Consider the following 16003-nt stretch of genomic DNA (forward strand, 5'->3'; position numbering starts at 1 on the left):
GGCGTGGGCGGGGTGCGGGAGCGGATCGCGGGCTGGCGCGAGCGCGGCCTGTCCACGCAGGTCTACCTCGTCGCCCTCGCCGTGGCGCTGATCGGGCCGGGGCTCCTGTTCACCGCCCTCCTGCTCGGCCGCTACGCCAACCTGGAGCGGGCGCGCTTCGAGCAGGACGCCCGCGAGACCGTGCGCGGCATCGCCCTCTCGGTCGACCGCGACACCGCCGGCCTGATCTCCGTGCTGCAGACGCTCGCCACCTCGCCGCGGCTGCGGGGCGAGGAGGTCGCGAGTTTCGAGGACCAGGCCCGGGCGGTGACCGGGGCGACGCAGCTCCTCCTGGCCCTGCGCCGGCCGGACGGCAGCCAGGTGGTCAACACCGCCCTGCCGCGGGGCGCCCCCCTGCCCCAGGGCGCCGAGCCCTACGACGCGGAGGTGCTGGCCAACCAGCGCCCCCTCGTGACCGGCGTCCGACCGGGTCCGCCCGGCCGCGCGCCGACCTACGCGGTGGCGGTGCCGGTGATGATCGACGGCGCCGCCGCCTTCGTGCTCAGCGCCACCGTCTCGGTCGAGCGCCTGCACCAGATCCTGCTGCGCGACCTCGCTCCGGGCTGGACCACCGGCCTCGTCGACCGCCGGGGGATGCTGCTTGCCCGCTCGCAGGACCACGAGGCCCTGGCCGGGCAGCCGATGCTCGCGGCCCTGCGCGGACGCGAGACCGACATGCCGGGCCTGTGGGAGGGCCTCGACCGGCAGCGCCGCCCCGTCCTGTTCGTGGAGACGCCGACCCGGGTCACCGGGTGGAGTGCCGCCGCCACCATCCCCAAGGCGGTGGTGGAGGCGTCCCTGCGGCGCTGGATGCTGGCCTTCGCGGGGTTCGGGCTCCTCGCCCTGGCGGTGTCGTCGGTTCTCGCCGTGCGCCTGTGGGCGCGGGTGGCCGAGCCGCTGCGGCAGCTCGCGGCGGCGGGCGGCGCGCTGGGCCGCGGCCAGCCGGTGCCTCGGGTCTCGACGCCGATCCGCGAGATCCGCCAGCTCGGCGACGCCCTCGCGGAGGCTTCGCAGACCCTGCGCCAGCGCATCGCCGAGCGCGACGCGGCCCTGGAGGAGCAGAGCCGCGGCCTCACCGCCCTGCGCGAGAGCGAGGCACGGTTCCGCCACATGGCGGATTCGGCCCCGGCGCTGATCTGGATGACCGACGAGGCCGGCGAGACGACCTTCGTCAACATGCATTTCGAGTACCTGTTCGGGCGCAAGGCCGCGACGCTGGTCGGGGGGCGCTTGCGGGAGATCGTGCATCCCGACGACGTCGCGCCGTTCGACGTGGCGTTCCAGGCCGCCTTCGCGGCCCGCCGCCCCTTCCGCGCCGAGACCCGGGTGATCGACAGGGAGGGCGCGGTGCGCTGGCTCCTCTGCGAGGGCGTGCCGCGCCTCGACGACCGGCAGCGCTTCCTCGGCTACACCGGCTGCAACGTCGACATCACGGAGGCGAAGCTCGCCGAGGCGGCCCTGCGCGAGAGCGAGGAGCGCCTGCGCCTCGCGCTGGCGGCGGGCCAGCTCGGCACCTGGGAGATCGACCTCGCCACTGGCCAGAACCGCCTCTCGGCCCGCTCGGCGGAGATCGTCGGGCTGCCGCCCTCCCGGGAGGGCTGGGTCGGCGTGGTGCATCCCGCCGACCGGCCGGCCCTGGAGGCGGCGCTGGCGGCGGTCGTCGCCGGCGAGGGGGAGTACAGCAGCGAGTTCCGGGTGCAGCCGGCCGAGGGGGAGATGCGCTGGGTCAGCGCCGCGGCGGTGGCGCAGCGGGACGCGGGCGGGCAGCCGCGGCGGGTGATCGGCATCCACCAGGACGTGACCGCGCGCAAGCGCGCGGAGGACCACCTGCGGCTCCTGCTCCACGAGCTGAACCACCGGGTGAAGAACACCCTCGCCACCGTGCAGTCGATCGCCATGCAGAGCCTGCGCCGGCTGCGCGGCCACGAGGCCGAGGCCGCCCGGGACGCCTTCGCGGCGCGGCTGATCGCGCTCGCCCGCGCCCACGACGTGCTCACCCGCGAGAGCTGGGAGGGGGCCGACCTCGCCGAGGTGGTGGCGGGCGCGGTGGCGCCCCTCGACGGGCCGCAGGGCCGGCACGCCCGCTTCGCCGTGGCCGGACCGCCCCTGCGGCTGCCGCCCCGCATGGCGCTCTCGGTCGCCATGGCCCTGCACGAACTCGGGACCAACGCGGTGAAGTACGGCGCCCTCTCGACCGCGGAGGGCCGGGTCTCGATCCGCTGGAGCGTCGCCGACGACGCGCTCACCCTGGTCTGGCGGGAGAGCGACGGCCCGCCGGTGACGCCGCCGGAGCGGAAGGGCTTCGGCTCGCGGTTGATCGGCCAGAGCCTCGCGCGGGAACTGGCCGGCGCCGTGACCCTCGATTACGCGCCGACCGGGGTCGTCTGCACGATCGAGGCGCCCCTCGGCGAGCCGGGGGCGCAGCGGGAGGCCCACCCTCCGGCCGCCCGCGCGGCGGCGCCCGCCGCCTCAGGGCCGGAGCGTCTGGAGGACCGCGCGCAGCGCGTCGGGTAGTGGCGCGGGCCGATTCGTCGCCCGGTCGACGTAGACGTGCACGAAGTGGCCCTGCGCGGCGGCCTCCTCCTCGTCCTCCCGGAAGAGGCCGACCTCGTAGCGCACGCTCGACCGGCCCTGATGCGCCACCCGGATCCCGGCCGTGAGCCGGTCCGGGAAGGCGACTGGACGGAAGTAGCGGCAGCCGGTCTCGACCACGAGGCCGATCACGGGGCTCTGCAGGATGTCGAGGGCGCCCTCCTCGATCAGCACCTGGTTCACGGCGGTGTCGAAGAAGGCGTAGTAGACCACGTTGTTGACGTGGCCGTAGACGTCGTTGTCGCCCCAGCGGGTGAGGATCGGGACGAAGCGCCGGTAGGCGGCGCGGGGCTCGGGGGGCGGTCGGTCGGTCATACGGTCCAGGATAGGGGAAGCCAGACCGGTGCGTCAGTACGCCTTGGCGCCGCCCGTCACCCGCACCTCGACGGGGTACTTCCCGTAGTGGTCGGGCAGTGCCTTAGCGGCAGCCGAGGACGTGGCGAACACCATCACGGCCCAGTCGTCACCGGTGCTGTTGACACCGAGACCGACCGAGAGGTCTTCGCGCCCCGCTGTGTACTCCGACGCGAACGCGTCTTTGGCCGCCTGGGCCTCCGGTTTCGACGCCAGGAGTTTGTCGCGCGAGTCAGCCATGGTCGCCTCCTTCACGTCTCAGTATGGATATCTAGGTCGAGGGCATCAAGAACGGGCTGGATCGGGTTGGCGAAGGTAACGCCGCGACCGTTTACGCCACCTTGCTCAGTTCCGGCGAAGAGGAGGGCCGCCGGGGACCCGTCGGCTGTCCAGACCAGCGAGCCGCTGTCGCCTGGCTTCGAGAAGGACGGGGTAGCCGCATCGCCTTCGATCGCGATCTGGCGGTCGAAGCGTGCCAGTTTCTCGCCCTGGCCCAAGATCATCGCGACGATAACGTTCTCAACGTCGATCGCGATGACTCGTCCACTGGTCCATCCCGTGGTTCGCCCGATCTTCTGAACAGCGTCGTCGGCGATGACGTCTGCGGGAGCGGATCGGATCTGCCATCGACGGCGCGGATCTGCGGGATCCTGCGCGACCGATCCATCGTAGAGGACGCCGCCCAGCATCGTGGCGAAGGCGCAATCGACGAAGTTTCGCGCGCCGACGTCGAACTGGATCGGGACGTACTCGTAGAGGGTCGCAACCTTGTCGCTCACATTCGTCCGCCGACCTCCGTCGGCGCGAGCTGGTTGGAGGATGATGTCTCCTCGCTGGGCGCCATTCGTATCGGCGAGGATGTGATTGTTGGATAGGAGCCCGATTCCGCCGCTGTCCCGATGGCGACAGATGCAGCCGAGTGTCCCGGCCGAGATGCGGTAATGGCCGATCGAGGAGCCGATCGACAGGGGGCGGTGCGGCCCGGAATTGACGGGCTGCGGCCGAGCCAACCGGCGGATCGGCCCCGTGTAGATCACGCGAGCCTGCCCGTGGGCAGCCGTTACGGCGGCTTGCACGATGGGATGCTGGTGCAGCTTGTGCTTCTGAATGAAGATCCCGAGCCGCATACTGTTCGGGTCCCGGTTGTGACCGTTGGGCGGCAGAACTCCGAGCGCCATCAGGTCACGGGGATCTCGATCCTTCTTCCGGCGACCCGACTCGATCGCCCGAAACGGCTCGCTGCCAGGAACGGGCGCGAACAGAGGAACGTTATGGCCGGCGGCGGCCGCGACGGGAAGCTCGCGGAACTGAAACTCGTTTCGGAAGATCTCCGCCTTCACGCTCTGTACGTCGTCCAGATTCATGTGCCGTCATCCCCAGTCGCGGACGCGGCACATTACACAGTTGCAAACCAGGTGAAAGCGTTTCGTGTCGATCGGAACTTTGGGAAACTCTTTTCCAAATTCTGACGCCAATGACGCCGTGAGGGGCCCGTCCCTGGCCGCTTCGGAGCAGGATAGATGCCCTATATTGCATGGAGCTGAGGCATAAAGTCCTCGAGGTGTCGATGCTCGATCATTCTCGGTCGGGCGTCGTCCTCACACCTCCACCCGCCGCCGCACCGCGTAAGGGAAACTGCGCCCCTGGTCGTCCGTGAGGTCCCCGTCGGGGCCGGCGCACCACACCACCTCGTCGGCGGGCACGGGGAAGCGCGTGAGCGTGAGGCCCCGCACCACCTGGACCTCGCCGGGATCGATCTCGGCGCAGCCCAGGCAGGTCTCCTCCTCGATCACGTGGTCGATGTCGTGACCGTCCGGCAGGCAGGCGTAGAGCACGTCGGCGAAGGCGAGCGTGTAGGTGCGCATTCCGGAAACCCCTCCCGTCAGCGGCGCGTGAAGGGCAGGAACGCGCGAGCGCCGAATCCGGTTGCCGAGGCCTCAGCCGAACGTCTCCGGGTCGGGGCCGATGCGCCCGTCCGGCGCGTCGAGCCCGGCGATCGCCGCGTGGTCCTCCGGCGTCAGGGCGAAACCGAACACGTCGAGGTTCTCGCGGATCCGTGCCGGGGTGGCGGATTTCGGGATCACCACGTGCCCGAGCTCGATCTGCCAGCGCAGGATCACCTGGGCGGGCGTGCGGCCGTGGCGCTCCGCGATGCCCCGGATCACCGGATCCGCCAGCGCGGCGCCGCGGCCCAGCGGGCTCCAGGCCTCGGTCAGGATCCCGGCCTCGCGGTGGACATCGCGCAAGGCCCGCTGCTGGAAGCGCGGATGCAGCTCGATCTGGTTCACGGCGGGCGTCGAGCCGGTCTCGTCGATCACGCGCCTGAGGTGCGCCACCGTGAAGTTCGACACGCCGATCGAGCGGGCGCGCCCGTCCTCGCGCAGGCGCATCAGCGCCCGCCAGGTGGGGATGAAGAGGTCGCGCTTCGGCACCGGCCAATGCACGAGATAGAGGTCGACGTAATCGAGGCCGAGGCGGCCCAGGGAGGCATCGAAGGCCCGCAGCGCCTCGTCGGTGCCGTGGGCGTCGTTCCAGAGCTTCGTGGTGACGAAGATCTCCTCGCGGGGGATGCCCGAGGCGGCGATCACCCGGCCCACCCCGGCCTCGTTGCCGTAGGCGGCCGCCGTGTCGATCGAGCGGTAGCCGACCTCCAGGGCGAGGCCGACGATCTCGGGCGCCGCCGCGTCGGGGAGCTGCCAGACGCCGAAGCCGAGCTGCGGGATGCGCTTCCCGTCGTTGAGCGTGAGGGTCGGCTGCGTCATGCGGGGGGATCCTTCGCGGAGGCGGCGCGTTGCGGCGCCGCCCCTCAGATGGGATCCCGCCGCCCCCTGTCGAGGCGGGCCTACTTCACGAGCGGGCAGCCACCCTCGCTCATCGGCCGGAAGGCCCGGTCGCCCGGCACGGTCGAGAGGAGCTTGTAGTAGTCGTACGGCCCCTTCGAGTCGGCCGGCGCCTTGACCTCGAACAGGAACACGTCGTGCACCGCCCGCCCGTCCTGGCGGACCGTGACGGGGCCGAACAGGGGATCGTTGATCGGCGTCTCGCGCATGGCGGCGACGACCTTCTCGCCCTCGATCGTCCCGGCGGCCCGCACGGCATGCAAGTAGGCGAGCGTCGAGGAGTAGACGCCCGCGTGGTTCTCGGTCGGCATCCGGCCGTTCATGCGCGCCGCGAAGCGCTGGGCGAAGGCGCGGGTGCCCTCGGTGCGGTCCCAGTAGAAGGCGCTGGCGAGCTGCAGGCCCTGCGCCGCCTTGAGGCCGAGCGCGTGGACGTCCGAGAGCTGGGTGAACAGGGCCGCCACCCGCATCTCGGGCATCAGGCCGAACTCGGCCGCCTGCTTGACCGCGTTGATCATGTCGGCGCCAGTATCGGCCAGCGCCAGAACCTGCGCGCCCGACCCCTGCGCGGCGAGCAGCGGCGAGGCGAAGTCGCCCGCGTTGAGCGGGTGCTTGGTCGCGCCCTTGACGGTCCCGCCCGCGGCCGTGAGGGCCGCCGTGGCGTCGCGCTCCAGCGCCTGGCCGAGCGCGTAGTCGACGGTGAGGAAGTACCAGGACTTGCCGCCGCGCTCGGCGATGGCCCGGGCCGTGGCCGAGCCCTGCGCCCAGGTGTCGGAGACCCACTGCACGGTGGTGGGCGCGCAGGCCTTGCCGGTGAGGTCGGAGGTGAGCGAGCTCGACGCCAGGGCGACCCGGTGGCGCTCGCGCATCAGGTTCGCCACCGCCAGCGCCACGGCGGAGTTCGGCAGGTCGACGATGGTCGAGACCTTCTCCTGGTCGAGCCACTTGCGGGCGATGGAGAGGCCGACATCGGGCTTGTTCTGGTGGTCGGCGGAGACGATCTCGACCTTGATGTCGCTCGTCTCCTTGGCGAAGTCCTCGGCGGCGAGTTCGGCGGCGACCACCGAGCCGGTGCCCGCCTGGTCGGCGAAGGGCCCGCTCATGTCGCTGAGGACGCCGACCTTCACCGGGGAGGCGGCCTCCTCGGCGGCGGCGGGCGCCGCGGCGGCGAGCAGGCCGGCGAGACCGGCCGCGAGGGCCTGGCGCAACGGACGGAACGACATCGAGACACTCCCACGGGCGCCGCTTCCCGGGCGCTGCAGCACCCTATGTCAGGCCGGGGCGAGGGCGTCGATGGGGTTTCGCGGGCTGCTGCCGCGACACTCCCTCGGCGGCCCTCCGAGAACCCCCGCCGGGAGGATGACATGGACGAGGATGCCTATCGCGACTGGGCGCACCGGGCCGCCGACTGGTCGGCGGACTACCTCGCGGGCGTCGCCGAGCGGCCGGTGCGGGCGCGAGGGCAGCCCGGCGACGTGTTCCGGCAGATCCCGGCGGCGGCCCCGGAGGCGGGCGAGCCGATGGAGGCGATCTTCGCCGATCTCGACCGGATCATTCTGCCGGGCATGACCCACTGGCAGCACCCGCGCTTCTTCGCCTATTTCCCGGCCAATGCGAGCCCGCCCTCGATGGTGGCCGAGACGGTCACGGCGGCGCTGGCGGCCCAGTGCATGCTCTGGCAGACCTCCCCGGCCGCCACCGAGCTGGAGAGCCGCGTCACCGACTGGCTGCGGGCGATGATCGGGCTGCCGCCCGCCTTCTCGGGCGTCATCCAGGACTCGGCCTCGGGCGCGACCCTCGCCGCGCTCCTGACCGCCCGCGAGCGGGCGCTCGGCCTCGCGGGCAACCGGGAGGGGCTGAGCGGACAGAAGCCGGTGCGGGTCTACGCCTCGGCGCAGGTGCATTCCTCGGTCGACAAGGCGGTGCGCATCGCCGGGATCGGCGACGCCAACCTGGTGCGGATCCCGGTTGCCGGCCCGCTCTTCGGCATGGATCCGGCGGCTTTGGAGGCGGCGATCCTGGCCGACCGGGCGGCGGGGTTCCTGCCGGCCGCGGTGGTGGCCTGTCTCGGGGGCACGAGCGTCGGCGCCTGCGACCCCCTCGACGCCGTGGCGGCGGTGGCGCGGCGCCACGGGCTCTTTCTGCACGTGGACGCGGCCTGGGCTGGCTCGGCGATGATCTGCCCGGAATTCCGCGACCTGATGCGGGGCGCGGAGGAGGCCGACAGCCTCGTGTTCAACCCGCACAAATGGCTGTTCACGCATTTCGACTGCTCGGCGCATTTCGTCCGGGATCCGCGGGCGCTCACCGACACGCTCGGCATCCGCCCGCCCTTCCTGCGCACCCTCGAGCGGGAGGGCATGGTCGATTACAGCGAGTGGTCGATCCCGCTCGGCCGCCGCTTCCGGGCGCTGAAGCTGTGGTTCGTGATCCGCTCCTACGGGGTCGAGGGCCTGCAGGCGATGATCCGCCAGCACGTCGGCTGGGCGCGGGACCTCGCCGGGCTGATCGCCGCCGAGCCGGATTTCGACCTCGTGACCGGGCCGATCCTGTCGCTCCTGAGCTTCCGCTACGCGCCGTCGGGCGCCGGGGATCTCGACGCCCTCAACGAGCGGCTGGTGGCGCGGATCAACGACGACGGCCGCACCTACCTGACCCAGACCCGCCACGACGGGCGGGTGGTGATCCGCTTCCAGATCGGCCAGACCACGACGACGTGGCGGGACGTGGCGATCGCCTGGGACGCGGTGCGGGAGATCGCGGCGGGGCTGCGAGGATAGGTCCGATCGGGCCATCCCGCCTCCCCCTCTCCCCTTTTCCGGACGACTGCAGCGTCAGCGGAAGGAGATCCGGAAAAGGGGGCGCAGAGGGAGAGGGGACCGTCCTATCACCCAACGAGGCGATTCCGACCGGCTTTCCCCCTCAATGCCGCAGCCCCGGCGCCTCCTGGCCGGTGCGCGCCACGTACTCGGTGTAGCCGCCCTCGTAGCGGTGGATGCCCTCGGGCGTCAGCTCCAGCACCCGGTTCGACAACGCGGCCAGGAAGTGCCGGTCGTGCGAGACGAACAGCATCGTGCCCTCGTAGTGCGAGAGCGCCGCGATCAGCATCTCCTTGGTGGCGATGTCGAGGTGGTTGGTGGGCTCGTCCAGCACCAGGAAGTTCGGCGGGTCGAACAGCATCGCCGCCATGGCGAGCCGCGCCTTCTCGCCCCCGGACAGCACCCGGCAGCGCTTTTCCACGTCGTCGCCCGAGAAGCCGAAGCAGCCCGCGAGCGCCCGCAGCGAGCCCTGGCCCGCCTGCGGGAAACGGTCCTCCAGGAAGCCGAAGATCGTGCGCTCGCCGTCGAGCACGTCCATGGCGTGCTGGGCGAAGTAGCCGAGCTTCACGTTGGCGCCGAGCGCCACGCTGCCGTCGTCGGGCCGCGCCGCCCCGGCGATCAGCTTGAGCAGCGTCGACTTGCCGGCGCCGTTGATGCCGAGCACGCACCAGCGCTCCTTGCGCCGCACCGCGAAGTCGAAGCCCTCGTAGATCGCCCGCGTCCCGTAGCTCTTGTGGACGTTGCGCAGGGCCGCGACGTCGTCGCCCGAGCGCGGCGCCGGCTGGAACTCGAACACCACCGTCTGGCGCCGCCGGGGCGGCTCGACGCGCTCGATCTTGTCGAGCTTCTTGACCCGGCTCTGCACCTGGGCGGCGTGCGAGGCCCGCGCCTTGAAGCGCTCGATGAACTTGATCTCCTTGGCGAGCATCGCCTGCTGGCGCTCGAACTGCGCCTGGGCCTGGGCCTCGTTCTGCGCCCGCTGCTGCTCGTAGAACTCGTAGTCGCCCGAATAGGTGGTGAGCGCGCCGCCGTCGATCTCGACGATCTTGCCGACGATCCGGTTCATGAAGGCCCGGTCGTGGGACGTGAGCATCAGGGCGCCCTCGAACCCCTTCAGGAAGGATTCGAGCCAGATCAGGCTCTCCAGGTCGAGGTGGTTGCTCGGCTCGTCGAGGAGCATCACGTCGGGGTTCATGAGCAGGATGCGGGCGAGCGCGACCCGCATCTTCCAGCCGCCCGAGAGGGCGCCGACATCGCCCTCCATCATCTCCTGGCTGAAGCTCAGGCCCGCCAGCACCTCCTGGGCGCGGCCCTCCAGGGCGTAGCCGTCGAGTTCCTCGAACCGCGCCTGGACGTCGCCGTAGCGCGCCACGAGTTCGTCGAGTTCGTCGGCCCGGTCCGGGTCGGCGAGCGCCGCCTCCAGCGCCTTCAGCTCGGCCGCGACCGCGCTCACCGGGCCCGCCCCGTCCATCACCTCGGCGACGACCGAGCGGCCGGCCATCTCGCCGACATCCTGGCTGAAATACCCGATGGTGATGCCGCGATCGGTCGAGACCTGGCCCTCGTCGGGCTGCTCGGAGCCGGTCATCATCCGGAACAGGGTGGTCTTGCCGGCGCCGTTCGGCCCCACCAGCCCGACCTTCTCGCCCTTCTGGAGCGCCGCCGAGGCCTCGATGAAGAGGAGCTGGTTGCCGTTCTGCTTGCTGATCTTGTCGAGGCGAATCATGGGTCCGGGGCACCGGGATCGGGTGCCGGCCCCTTACGCGATGGCGGCGCCGAGCGGAAGGGTGCCCCTACTGCACCAGCTGCCCGACGCTCAGGATCGCGTTCATCACCGAGATCACGAGGCCGCCGATCAGCCCGCCGATCCCCACCGTGACGAGGGGCGTGAACAGGGCGAGGAGCCGGTCGATTCGCTCCCGCGTCTGCGCCTCGTGCATGGCCGCGGCGTGGAGCAGCACCGTGCCGAGCCGGTTCACCTGCTCGCCGCTGGCGATCAGGTTGATGGTCGAGGGCGAGAGGGCGCGAAGCCCCGCAAGCCCCGAGGCGAGGCTGCCGCCCTCCGTGAGCCGCCGCGCCGCCTGGTCGAGGGCCTCGCGGAACACGGCGTTGGAGGGCAGCGGGCGGGCCGCCGCCACCGCCTCGGGAATCGGCACCTGCGCGGTGACGAGGGTGCCGAGCACCCGGCAGATCCGCCCGAGCTCGATCCCCACCACGATCCCGCCGATCACCGGCAGGCGCAGGGCGAGCCGGCTGCGCGCGGCCGCGAAGCCGGGCTCGGACCAGATCGCCGCCAGCGCCAGAACGAGGGTGAGGAGGGCGCCGAGCAGCACGGGCCACCAGCCGGCCAGGAGGGCGCCGAAGCCCGCCGCGAGGCGCAGCACCAGGGGCGGCGCCTGGCCGCTGCCCTCGAAGAGCGGCGCCAGGGCCGGGACCAGCACGAACACCACCATGGCGAGCGTGCCGATCCCCATCAGGATCAGCAGCGACGGGTAGATCATCGCCGAGGCGAGGTGGCGGCGCACCGCGTCGCGCCGTTCCAGGGAGGCGGTGAGCGTCGCCACCACCTCGCCGAGCGTGCCCGTCGCCTCCCCGGCCCGCAACCCGTCCACCACCTCCCGCGGGAAGGCCTGCGGGTGGGCCGCGAGCGCCTTCGACAGGGAGGCGCCGCCCAGCACCCGCTCGAGCACGTCGGCGAGGACCGGCCGCAGGGCCGCGGAGGCCTGCCGCTCCACGAGCCGCAGCGCCCGGTCGACGGTGAGGCCCGCCCCGAGCAGCGTGCCGAACTCCTTCAGGAAGCCGATGCGGGCGGCGTCCGAGACCCGGTCGCGGCCGAACAGGTCGCGCTGCCAGAACGGCTTGGCGCCGGAGGCGACGGACGTGATCGCGAAGACCTGGAGCCCGTCCGCGCGCAACTGCGCCAGGGCCCTCCCCTCTCCATCGGCCTCGATCCGGCCGCTGCGCTCGCGTCCGTCGGCCGCGTAGGCCCGGTAGGCGAAGACCGGCATCAGACCAGCCCCTCGAAGACGCGGCCGACCTCGTCGAGGGTCGTGCTGCCGTCCATGACCCGGGCGCAGGCATTCTCCGCGAGGCTGACGAGGCCCGCCTGCCGGGCGGCGCGGGTCAGGGCCTGCTCGTCCGCCCGCTCGGCCACCAGCCCGCGCAGGGTCGGGTCGAGGCTCATGATCTCCGACACCACCATGCGGCCGCGATAGCCGGTGCCGTTGCAGGAGGGGCAGCCCCGGGCGTGGCGCAGGGCCAGCGGGCGCTCCGCCGGGACGCCGAGGCGGATCCGCTCCTGCGGCGTCGCCGGGAGGGTCTCGGCGCAGGTCTCGCAGACCCGCCGCACGAGGCGCTGGGCCACCACCCCGTTCAGCACCGCGGCGATCAGGAAGGGCTCCACCCCCATGTCGACGAGGCGCGTCACGGTGGCGGGGGCCGAGTTGGTGTGGAGCGTCGAGAGAACGAGGTGGCCGGTGAGCGCCGCCTGCACGGCGATGCGGGCGGTCTCGCCGTCGCGGATCTCGCCCACCATCACCACGTCCGGGTCCTGGCGCAGGATCGAGCGGAGCGCGGCCGCGAAGTCGAGGCCGATGCCGGCATGCACCTGCACCTGGTTGACCCCCGCCATCCGGTACTCGACCGGGTCCTCGACGGTCACGACCTTGAGGTGCGGCCCGTTCACCCGCCGCAGGGCGCCGTAGAGCGTCGTCGTCTTGCCGCTGCCGGTCGGGCCGGTGACGAGGACGAGGCCGTTCGGGCGCCGGATCATCGCCTCGATCCCGGCGATCGCGCCTTCGTCGAAGCCGAGCCCGGCAAAATCGTCCACCCGCCGCGAGCCGTCGAGCACGCGCATCACCACGCTCTCGCCATGGGCGGTGGGCAGCGTCGAGACGCGGATGTCCACGTCCTGGCCGCGATCCGCGACCTTCATGCGCCCGTCCTGGGGCAGGCGCCGCTCGGCGATGTTGAGCCCCGCCAGGATCTTGATGCGCGTGGTGAGCGGCAGCTGCACGCTGCGCGCGAGACGCTCGGATTCGACCAGCACGCCGTCGATCCGGTAGCGCACGCGCACGTCCGCCTCCTCGGCCTCGACGTGGATGTCGGAGGCCGCGACCTCGAAGGCCTTGCGCACGAGGCGGGCGGCGAGGCGCACGATCGGCGCCTGGCTCGCCACGTCCTGGAGCCGGGCGAGGTCGTCGTCGAGCCCCTCGCCCGATTCGCCCTCGCCCGCGTCGCCGTAGACGGCGCGGTGCGCCCGCTCGAAGGCGTTGGGGCCGACGAGACGGCGCTCCACCGGCCGGTCGGCGAGGTGGGCCAGCGCCGCCGGGATCTCGGGATCGAGGGCATCGACCACCGCGACCGTGAGCCGGTCGGGTCCGGCCGCGACCGGCAGCACCCGCGAGCGGGCGCAGTACTCCGCGGTGATCAGGTCCGGCAGGACCGGCTCGGCCGGGACCTCCTCCTCGCGCAGGATCGGCAGGCCGGTCGCCTCGGCCAAGGCCGTCACCAGGGTGGCCTCGTGGACGAGGCCGAGTTCGGTCAGGAGCACCGGGAGCGGACGGCGGCCGGGGAGGTCGAGGGCGGCGCGCGCCCGCTCCAGGCCCGCCGCGTCGAGCACCTGCATGCGCGCGAGGTCGTCGAGCAGGCGCTCGGCCGGGGCGTCCCCGCCGCGCTCCGCCCCGCGCCGGTCGGGGCGCGGGTGGCGCGGGCGCGTCTTGCCGGTCCAGATCGTCAGCATGGCCCTGTCCGAGAGGAAGCGACGCCGGGCGCGCCGCAAGCAAATAGAAAGGCCGCGCCGGTTAAGGATTGGGTCAAGCGGGCGGCCCGTCCTGTGCCGCTCCGGAGGATGTGAGCGCGATGCGGCTCCCGCGGCTGACGGAAGGAACGGCCTGACCATGGGCGCCGCGCAGGCCCGCCGCGCGCTCGGCGACTCGCCCCTGGTCCAGCGCCTGCTGCCTCGCCTCGCGTGGTGGCTGGCGGAGGCCGCCGCCCTGTTCGGGGAGGAGGAGCGCCCGGACCGCGCCGCCTCCGCCCTGGTCCTGCGCCTGCCCCCGCCCGGGGAGGCGGACCTGCTCCTCCTCGACCGGCGCGGCGAGGCGCCGCGGAGCTACCGTTTCGCGGCCGGCCTGGACGATCTCGCGGAGCGGCTGGCGGCGGTGCGCGGCGCCGGGCGGGCGCCGGTCGGCGTCAAGCTCCTGGTCCCGCCCGCCGCCTGCTTCCAGCGCACGCTCACCCTGCCGGCCACCGTGCTGCCGCGGATGCGCGAGGTGCTCGACCGGGAGCTGGAGGCGGCGACGCCCTTCCGGGCGGCCTCCGTCCATGCGGATTGGTTCGTGGAGGGCGAGGACGCGGCCGGCCGGCTCGTCGTCCGCCACTGCGTCATCAAGCGGAGCGCCCTCGATCCGCTGCTCGCGACCCTTTCGGCCGCCGGGCTGCGGCCGGGGCCGGTGGCCGTCGGCACCGAGGAGGACCGCACGCTCCCGGTCGACCTGCTGAGCGGCGGACGCCGGGCGCTGCCGCGGCGGCTCGGCGCCCTGCGCGCCGGCGACCTGCTGCTCCTCGGCCTCGCGCTCTTCCTCCTCCTCGCCGCCGCCCTTCCCCTGTGGCGCGCCCACCAGGCCGCGACGCTCGACGCCCTCGACGCCGCCACGGCCGCCGCCCGCCGCACGGCGCCCGCCCGCCTGCCCCCCGCGGTCCTGGCCGCCGCCCTCGACCTCGCGGCGGCGCGCGCCGCCCGTCCGCCCGTCGCGGTGATCTGGGATTCGCTCGCCCGCGCCCTGCCGGATCCGGTCTCGGCGGAGAGCCTTCGGGTCGATGCGGCGGGGCTCACCCTGACCCTCAGGGCGCCCGATCCCGCGGCGGCCCTCGCCGCCCTGCCACGGCTCGACTCGTTCGGCCCGCCCCGCCGGGAGGCGGCGCCGGATCCCGAGCATGTCGTGGTCGTCCTTCCGCCCGGGAGGGCGCCGTGAGGGTCGACCTCGCCGCGGCCGGCCGCGCGCTGCCCCGGCGGGTCCGGGCCGCGCTCCTGGCGCTGGCAGCGCTCGCCGCCGCGGGCGGCCTCGGCGCGGCCGCCCTCCTGCCCCTGGTGGACACCGCCGCGGAGATCGACCAGGCCCGCACCCTGCTCGGCCGGGTGGTCGAGGCGGGCGAGCGCGCGGGTCCGCCCGCCCCGCTCTGGGCCGCCGATCCGGCCTCCCTGCAGGCCGCCTTCCGGTCCCGCCTGGACGGGCTCGCGGCGGGGCGGACCGTCCTCCTCGACGACGTCCGGCTCGACTTCGACCCGCGGCGGCCGACCCTGCCGGTGATGACGGCGATGCTGCGCGGCACCACGGAGGGCCTGCGCGGGCTCCTCCTGGCCCTGGAGACGCAGGCCCCGCTCGTAGTGGTCGAGAGCGCCGAGCTCGCCCTCCTGTCGCCGGCCGACGCGGCGGCGGCGCGCCCGACGGTCCTGCGGCTCACCCTGGCGGCCCGCGGCGTCCTCGTCCCGGCCGCGCCGGGACCGGGAGCGCCGCGATGACGCTCGCGGACCTGCGCCGCCTCGCGGCGGAGAGCGGCGCCATCGCGCGCCTGACCCTCGTCCTCGCCGTCGCGGCCTGCGCGGCGGCCGCCTGGCCGATCGACGCCGCTCCGCCGCCCCGGCCGCCCGCGGCGCCATCCCTCGACCTCGCCGGGCTCGCCGCGGGCGCGAGCGGGGCGGCCCTGGCGCGCCCGCTGTTCGACCCGGGCCGCCGCGACTGGACCGCCCTCGGCGGCCGCGAGGACGCGTTCGGGACGGCCCGTCCCTCGGCCTCGCTGATCCTGCGGGGCATCCTCCTCGACGGCCCGCGGCAGCGCGCCCTCGTCGATGACGGCGCGGGGCGGCCGGAATGGCGCGGGCTCGGCGAGGGGCCCGGCCCCTGGCGGATCGCCGCGATCGCGCCGGGCCGCGTCGAGGTCGCGGATGCGGTGGAGCGCCGCTACGTGCTGACGCTCCTCGGCCCGGCGGTGCCGCTGCCGCCGCCGCCGAAGGATCCGCGGCAATGGCTGCGGCCGGGATTGTGAGAGGCGGGGCCGCGGCGAACCGGCCGGGGCGGAACGCTTCCCCGCACGGGATACCGTGTGCACACAGCACAGGAAAACATGTTTTGTATCAGGAGGATGATCGTTCCGATCGATCAGACATCGAGCTGATCCTTCATCGCTCAGCCACGCCCGCTGCGCGATCGCTCGCAGGGCATCGCAAGGCTCGATCGACGCCGATAGAGCTTAAGACCGCTCGATGTCATCCCGTCAGGTGATGGTGAGCTACAGCTTCAAACCTGGCTCATGGCAACGAACCCACCTCCTCATGCTGAGGTGCGACCGAAGGGAGCCTCGAAG

14 protein-coding genes are annotated in these 16003 nt (G+C 73.2%); 5 read left to right on the forward strand and 9 right to left on the reverse strand.

The genetic code is table 11. The annotated features are described in order from the left end of the window. Positions 1-3 precede the first annotated feature (3 nt). A complete protein-coding gene (locus tag ACW9J6_RS22600) occupies positions 4-2553 on the forward strand; it encodes a sensor histidine kinase (RefSeq protein WP_457118766.1) in 2550 nt (849 codons plus the stop codon). Here ACW9J6_RS22600 and ACW9J6_RS22605 read toward each other — a convergent pair. The 6 genes from ACW9J6_RS22605 to ACW9J6_RS22630 all read right to left on the reverse strand — a co-directional run bounded on the left by ACW9J6_RS22605 (position 2509) and on the right by ACW9J6_RS22630 (position 7045). After that, on the reverse strand, positions 2509-2946 hold the full coding sequence (locus tag ACW9J6_RS22605) for an acyl-CoA thioesterase (RefSeq protein WP_457118767.1): 438 nt from the start codon (positions 2944-2946) through the stop codon (positions 2509-2511). The genes ACW9J6_RS22600 and ACW9J6_RS22605 overlap by 45 nt on opposite strands. A 33-nt stretch (positions 2947-2979) precedes the next feature. Continuing rightward, complete coding sequence (locus tag ACW9J6_RS22610; protein WP_457118768.1) at positions 2980-3225, reverse strand: hypothetical protein; 246 nt, start codon at positions 3223-3225, stop codon at positions 2980-2982. Positions 3226-3236: 11 nt separating this feature from the next. After that, entirely contained in the window at positions 3237-4349 is a 1113-nt protein-coding gene (locus ACW9J6_RS22615; RefSeq protein ID WP_457118769.1) for a hypothetical protein, read from the reverse strand. A gap of 234 nt (positions 4350-4583) precedes the next feature. Continuing rightward, positions 4584-4850 (reverse strand): hypothetical protein, encoded by a 267-nt coding sequence (locus ACW9J6_RS22620; protein WP_457118770.1) that lies wholly within the window; start codon positions 4848-4850, stop codon positions 4584-4586. Positions 4851-4922: 72 nt separating this feature from the next. Then, entirely contained in the window at positions 4923-5747 is an 825-nt protein-coding gene (locus ACW9J6_RS22625; protein WP_457118771.1) for an aldo/keto reductase, read from the reverse strand. Positions 5748-5827: 80 nt separating this feature from the next. Continuing rightward, a complete protein-coding gene (locus tag ACW9J6_RS22630; RefSeq protein WP_457118772.1) occupies positions 5828-7045 on the reverse strand; it encodes an ABC transporter substrate-binding protein in 1218 nt (405 codons plus the stop codon). Between the two features lie 141 nt (positions 7046-7186). Between ACW9J6_RS22630 and ACW9J6_RS22635 the strand changes: the two genes are divergently transcribed. After that, entirely contained in the window at positions 7187-8602 is a 1416-nt protein-coding gene (locus ACW9J6_RS22635; RefSeq protein ID WP_457118773.1) for a pyridoxal phosphate-dependent decarboxylase family protein, read from the forward strand. A gap of 142 nt (positions 8603-8744) precedes the next feature. Here ACW9J6_RS22635 and ACW9J6_RS22640 read toward each other — a convergent pair whose 3' ends face one another. The 3 genes from ACW9J6_RS22640 to ACW9J6_RS22650 all read right to left on the reverse strand — a co-directional run bounded on the left by ACW9J6_RS22640 (position 8745) and on the right by ACW9J6_RS22650 (position 13382). Next, positions 8745-10367 carry an ABC-F family ATP-binding cassette domain-containing protein gene (locus tag ACW9J6_RS22640; protein ID WP_457118774.1) on the reverse strand — a complete coding sequence of 541 codons (1623 nt, stop codon included), beginning with the start codon at positions 10365-10367 and terminating at the stop codon, positions 8745-8747. A 67-nt stretch (positions 10368-10434) separates the two neighbouring features. Then, a complete protein-coding gene (locus ACW9J6_RS22645; protein WP_457118775.1) occupies positions 10435-11649 on the reverse strand; it encodes a type II secretion system F family protein in 1215 nt (404 codons plus the stop codon). Next, positions 11649-13382 carry a GspE/PulE family protein gene (locus ACW9J6_RS22650; RefSeq protein WP_457118776.1) on the reverse strand — a complete coding sequence of 578 codons (1734 nt, stop codon included), beginning with the start codon at positions 13380-13382 and terminating at the stop codon, positions 11649-11651. The genes ACW9J6_RS22645 and ACW9J6_RS22650 overlap by 1 nt, the downstream gene beginning before the upstream one ends. A gap of 157 nt (positions 13383-13539) precedes the next feature. Here ACW9J6_RS22650 and ACW9J6_RS22655 point away from each other — a divergent pair, with 157 nt between their 5' ends. From ACW9J6_RS22655 to ACW9J6_RS22665, 3 genes are read left to right on the forward strand one after another with little or no spacing between them, the layout of a single operon-like run. Next, positions 13540-14613: a hypothetical protein gene (locus ACW9J6_RS22655; RefSeq protein WP_457118777.1), complete on the forward strand. Its 1074-nt coding sequence runs from the start codon at positions 13540-13542 to the stop codon at positions 14611-14613. Beyond that, a complete protein-coding gene (locus ACW9J6_RS22660) occupies positions 14610-15161 on the forward strand; it encodes a hypothetical protein (protein WP_457118778.1) in 552 nt (183 codons plus the stop codon). The genes ACW9J6_RS22655 and ACW9J6_RS22660 overlap by 4 nt, the downstream gene beginning before the upstream one ends. Next, a complete protein-coding gene (locus ACW9J6_RS22665) occupies positions 15158-15685 on the forward strand; it encodes a hypothetical protein (RefSeq protein ID WP_457118779.1) in 528 nt (175 codons plus the stop codon). Before ACW9J6_RS22660 ends, ACW9J6_RS22665 begins: the two co-directional genes overlap by 4 nt. Positions 15686-16003 lie beyond the last annotated feature (318 nt).

The organism is Methylobacterium sp. JK268 (genome assembly GCF_054052225.1).

Excerpts from the sequence above, each read along its gene's own strand:
- ACW9J6_RS22605 (WP_457118767.1), bottom strand. The coding sequence starts at position 2,946 with ATGACCGACCGACCGCCCCCCGAGCCCCGCGCCGCCTACCGGCGCTTC.
- ACW9J6_RS22610 (WP_457118768.1), bottom strand. The coding sequence starts at position 3,225 with ATGGCTGACTCGCGCGACAAACTCCTGGCGTCGAAACCGGAGGCCCAG.
- ACW9J6_RS22615 (WP_457118769.1), bottom strand. The coding sequence starts at position 4,349 with ATGAATCTGGACGACGTACAGAGCGTGAAGGCGGAGATCTTCCGAAAC.
- ACW9J6_RS22620 (WP_457118770.1), bottom strand. The coding sequence starts at position 4,850 with ATGCGCACCTACACGCTCGCCTTCGCCGACGTGCTCTACGCCTGCCTG.
- ACW9J6_RS22625 (WP_457118771.1), bottom strand. The coding sequence starts at position 5,747 with ATGACGCAGCCGACCCTCACGCTCAACGACGGGAAGCGCATCCCGCAG.
- ACW9J6_RS22630 (WP_457118772.1), bottom strand. The coding sequence starts at position 7,045 with ATGTCGTTCCGTCCGTTGCGCCAGGCCCTCGCGGCCGGTCTCGCCGGC.
- ACW9J6_RS22635 (WP_457118773.1), top strand. The coding sequence starts at position 7,187 with ATGGACGAGGATGCCTATCGCGACTGGGCGCACCGGGCCGCCGACTGG.
- ACW9J6_RS22640 (WP_457118774.1), bottom strand. The coding sequence starts at position 10,367 with ATGATTCGCCTCGACAAGATCAGCAAGCAGAACGGCAACCAGCTCCTC.
- ACW9J6_RS22645 (WP_457118775.1), bottom strand. The coding sequence starts at position 11,649 with ATGCCGGTCTTCGCCTACCGGGCCTACGCGGCCGACGGACGCGAGCGC.
- ACW9J6_RS22650 (WP_457118776.1), bottom strand. The coding sequence starts at position 13,382 with ATGCTGACGATCTGGACCGGCAAGACGCGCCCGCGCCACCCGCGCCCC.
- ACW9J6_RS22655 (WP_457118777.1), top strand. The coding sequence starts at position 13,540 with ATGGGCGCCGCGCAGGCCCGCCGCGCGCTCGGCGACTCGCCCCTGGTC.
- ACW9J6_RS22665 (WP_457118779.1), top strand. The coding sequence starts at position 15,158 with ATGACGCTCGCGGACCTGCGCCGCCTCGCGGCGGAGAGCGGCGCCATC.